Below are 4,105 nucleotides of genomic sequence, written 5' to 3'. Positions count from 1 at the left end.
GGTTATGTACTACAAGAGCTGGTCTCAAACGACCGTGTCATTGGTGGCATGAGCAAAGCCTGTAGTGCCAAAGCCGTTGAACTGTACGAAACATTTGTCCGCGGCGAGTGTATTGTGACAAATGCCCGCACCGCAGAAATGGCCAAACTCACCGAAAACTCATTCCGTGATGTCAACATTGCTTTTGCCAATGAACTATCAGTGATTTGTGACAAGCTAAAAATCAACGTGTGGGAACTCGTTAAACTGGCTAATCGCCACCCACGAGTGAACATTTTAAACCCAGGCCCAGGTGTAGGCGGTCATTGTATTGCTGTTGACCCATGGTTTATTGTGGATAGCTGCCCAGACGAAGCAAAAATAATTCGTCAAGCACGTTTAACTAACGATGCCAAACCTTACTACGTGATTGACCAAATCACCCAAGCGGCCGACCAATTTAAAAAACCTGTCATCGCCTGTTTAGGTTTGGCCTTTAAAGCCGACATTGACGACTTACGCGAAAGCCCAGCCCTACAAATTGTACAAGAGCTTGCGGGCTCAAACATAGGTGAGATTTTAGCGGTCGAGCCAAACATCCATGCACTGCCTGCCAAAATGCAAGGCACAAACGTTGAATTAGTCACGCTCGACACTGCACTTGAAAAAGCTAATGTGATAGTGGTGCTGGTTGACCATAAACAATTTAAAGCGGCAGACAAAGCACAGTTTGCGTCAAAAGTGGTTATTGATACACGCGGAATTATTTAAAGGAATTAAGATGAAAGTAACATTTTACGGTATTGGTTACGTTGGTTTAGTACAAGCAACCGTATTGGCCGATGCCGGTCACGACGTATGCTGTGTCGATATTGACGAAACCCGCATCGAAAACCTTAAAAAGGGCATTATTCCTATTTATGAGCCGGGTTTAACGCCGTTGGTCGAAAAAAACTTTGCAGAAGGGCGCTTAACCTTTACCACTGATGCCGAGTTTGGCGTTAATTTTGGTGATTTACAGTTTATAGCTGTAGGCACGCCGCCAGACGAAGATGGCTCTGCAGATTTAAAATACGTATTAAAAGTGGCCGAAACCATCGCCACCCACATGAATAGCCCTAAAGTTATTATTGATAAATCAACTGTGCCAGTGGGCACGGCCGACAAAGTACGCGCCCAAGTACAAAGCGTGCTTGATGAGCGTGGCTCCAACCTTGAGTTTTCTGTGGTATCAAACCCAGAGTTTTTAAAAGAAGGCGCAGCCGTCAGCGATTGCAAACGCCCAGACCGCATTGTAATTGGTACCGATTCAGCCGATGCCGAAGAGTTAATGCGCGAACTCTACGCTCCCTTTAACCGTAATCACGAAAAAATCATTGTGATGGACATTAAAAGTGCAGAGCTCACCAAATACGCTGCTAACTGCATGCTTGCCACCAAAATCAGCTTTATGAACGAAATGGCCAATATTGCCGAGCGCGTAGGGGCCGACATTGAGCACGTACGCCAAGGCATAGGCTCAGATTCGCGCATTGGTTTTCAGTTTATTTACCCAGGCTGTGGTTATGGCGGCTCGTGTTTTCCAAAAGACGTGCAAGCCTTAGTGCGCACGGCCGATGGCATTGGTTATGAATCACAAATTCTAAAAGCAGTCGAATCTGTTAACTATGCACAAAAAAATAAACTGTTTGAATACATCAGCAAACACTATGGTGTAGGTGTTGATGGCAAAGATTTAAGCGGTAAAACCTTTGCACTGTGGGGTTTAAGCTTTAAACCCAATACAGACGATATGCGCGAAGCACCAAGCCGTGTATTGATGGAGCAACTGTGGGCAGCTGGCGCAAAAGTGCAAGCCTACGACCCCGAAGCAATGGAAGAAACTCAGCGTATTTATGGTAGCCGCCCAGATTTAAGCCTAATGGGCACTAAAGAATCAGCCCTTAATAATGCCGATGCGTTGATTATTTGTACTGAATGGCAAAACTTCAAAGCACCAGACTTTTCATTGATTAAAGAGCAACTGAGTGAGGCGGTGATATTTGATGGTCGTAACTTGTTTGAGCCCACTCGCATGCACAAGAAAGGCATCGTTTATTGGTCTATTGGCCGTTTAGCGCGCTAACAACAGCAAACAAGCAGTTTTGGCTATTTTGCCAGTTTTGATATTTGTTAGATAAAACCCCAACTTAATCCAGTCATTAAGTTGGGGTTTTTCATTGCCTGTAATGATAAAGACTGATTAGATTTGTTTTTTCATTATAGAACAATTAGTTAACCTAGTTGTTGAAAGGTTTTATGGCACAGCGCTTGATAACATCATGTAATAGCCATAAAAAGCTGTGGTTATTATTATGGTTAATATTGTGTTTTATGCAGTAATTCAGTCAGAGCTTAATATTTAGCAATTTTAAACTCAAATTTATAACTGATTGATTACAAGATCATAAATTTGTATATATTACTTTTTTATACCATTTATAAAATAATGTAATCTTCTGTAATAAAAAAACCATACTAAAAGCTTAAATTGTTGTTGCTGTTTTTGCAGTGTTTCCGTACAATTGCCGCCATTATTTAGCGAGCAGGTACGCTCGCGATGCAAAACCAATCAGCAAAATAGAATAGGGATATTCGTTACCTCAGATGTAATGCGTCCCTGTTATGATTGAAAAATTATTACAGGTGCTTCTATGAAAGTTCAAAAAGCTGTTCTCCCTGTTGCAGGCTTAGGCACGCGCATGTTGCCAGCAACCAAAGCCACGCCAAAAGAAATGCTACCACTGGTTGATAAACCACTTATCCAGTATGTCGTCAACGAAGCCGTTGCTGCGGGCATTAAAGAAATTGTATTAGTCACCCACGCTTCAAAAAACGCCATCGAAAACCACTTTGATACCAGCTTTGAGTTAGAGGCCACGCTAGAAGCTCGCGTAAAACGTAGCCTCTTAGACGAAGTACGCTCAATAGTACCAAAAGATGTCACTATTATTTCAGTGCGCCAATCTGCACCACTGGGTTTAGGCCATGCTGTATTAGCCGCGCGCCCCATTGTTGGCGACGCACCGTTTGCGGTACTGTTACCTGATGTCATCATCGATCAATACAAATCAAATTTAAAAACCGACAACCTTGCACAAATGATCAATCGTTTTGAGCAAACGGGCGCCAACCAAATTATGGTTGAGCCAGTCCCGCACGAGTTAGTGAATCAGTATGGTGTCGTCGATTTAAAGGGTGCTGTAATTTCTGCAGGTGACAACGCTGTCATATCTGATATGGTTGAAAAACCCGCCATCGACGAAGCACCAAGTAACTTAGCCATTACTGGCCGTTATGTATTGTCGCAAGCGATTTGGGATTTACTTGAATTTACCCCACCAGGCGCTGGCGGCGAAATTCAACTCACCGATGCATTGCATCAGTTACGTTTGCTCGAAACCATCGAAGCCTACCACTTAAAAGGTAAGTCGCACGATTGCGGCTCAAAAATTGGTTACATGCTGGCAAACGTAGAATACGCCATGCAGTGCTGTTCATTAGGTGATGACTTCAAAGCAGGTTTACACAGCCTACTGGCCATCGAAAACGCCAAAGTAAACAGCAAACAAACTGATAACGCCTAACTTTCAAAGTTAAGGTAAAGCCGCTAGCTGGTTGGTACAAAACGGCGAGATAGCAGTCAAACTGAGTAACATATTTAGCAATTTATAAAACAGGTAACATAATGACAATTAAGGTATTAAGCGTATTTGGCACGCGCCCCGAAGCAATAAAAATGGCCCCACTCGTCAAAGCGCTCAATGATGCAGAGGGAATAGATGCCAAAGTGTGTGTGACCGCACAGCACCGCGAAATGCTCGACCAAGTACTTGAACTCTTTGATATTGTGCCAGAGTACGACCTGAACATCATGAAACCGGGTCAGAGCTTATACGATGTCACCACCAATATTTTATTGGGCTTAAAGCCGATTTTAGAAGAATTTAAACCCGACATCGTGTTAGTGCACGGTGACACCAGCACCACGCTTTCGGCAAGCTTGGCCGCGTTTTATCAGCAAATTCCAGTTGGGCATGTAGAAGCAGGTTTACGCACCGGTAATTTAAGCTCACCTTGGCCAGAA

4 protein-coding genes are annotated in these 4,105 nt (G+C 43.6%); all 4 read left to right on the top strand.

The genetic code is table 11. The features are described from left to right. Positions 1–750 (top strand): nucleotide sugar dehydrogenase (locus tag PULV_RS07345; protein ID WP_193331337.1); only part of this gene is annotated, 750 nt, incomplete at its 5' end. Between the two features lie 10 nt (positions 751–760). After that, on the top strand, positions 761–2,104 hold the full coding sequence (locus PULV_RS07340; RefSeq protein WP_193331336.1) for a UDP-glucose dehydrogenase family protein: 1,344 nt from the start codon (positions 761–763) through the stop codon (positions 2,102–2,104). 568 nt (positions 2,105–2,672) lie between these two features. Continuing rightward, complete coding sequence (gene galU, locus PULV_RS07335; protein WP_193331335.1) at positions 2,673–3,605, top strand: UTP--glucose-1-phosphate uridylyltransferase GalU; 933 nt, start codon at positions 2,673–2,675, stop codon at positions 3,603–3,605. A gap of 101 nt (positions 3,606–3,706) precedes the next feature. Further along, on the top strand, positions 3,707–4,105 hold a 399-nt coding region (locus PULV_RS07330), incomplete at its 3' end, for a UDP-N-acetylglucosamine 2-epimerase (RefSeq protein ID WP_193331334.1).

The sequence above is a fragment of the Pseudoalteromonas ulvae UL12 genome, from assembly GCF_014925405.1.
Taxonomy (GTDB): domain Bacteria; phylum Pseudomonadota; class Gammaproteobacteria; order Enterobacterales; family Alteromonadaceae; genus Pseudoalteromonas; species Pseudoalteromonas ulvae.
This window is presented reverse-complemented; position numbering and strand designations above follow the sequence as displayed.

Excerpts from the sequence above, each read along its gene's own strand:
- PULV_RS07340 (WP_193331336.1), top strand. The coding sequence starts at position 761 with ATGAAAGTAACATTTTACGGTATTGGTTACGTTGGTTTAGTACAAGCA.
- galU (WP_193331335.1), top strand. The coding sequence starts at position 2,673 with ATGAAAGTTCAAAAAGCTGTTCTCCCTGTTGCAGGCTTAGGCACGCGC.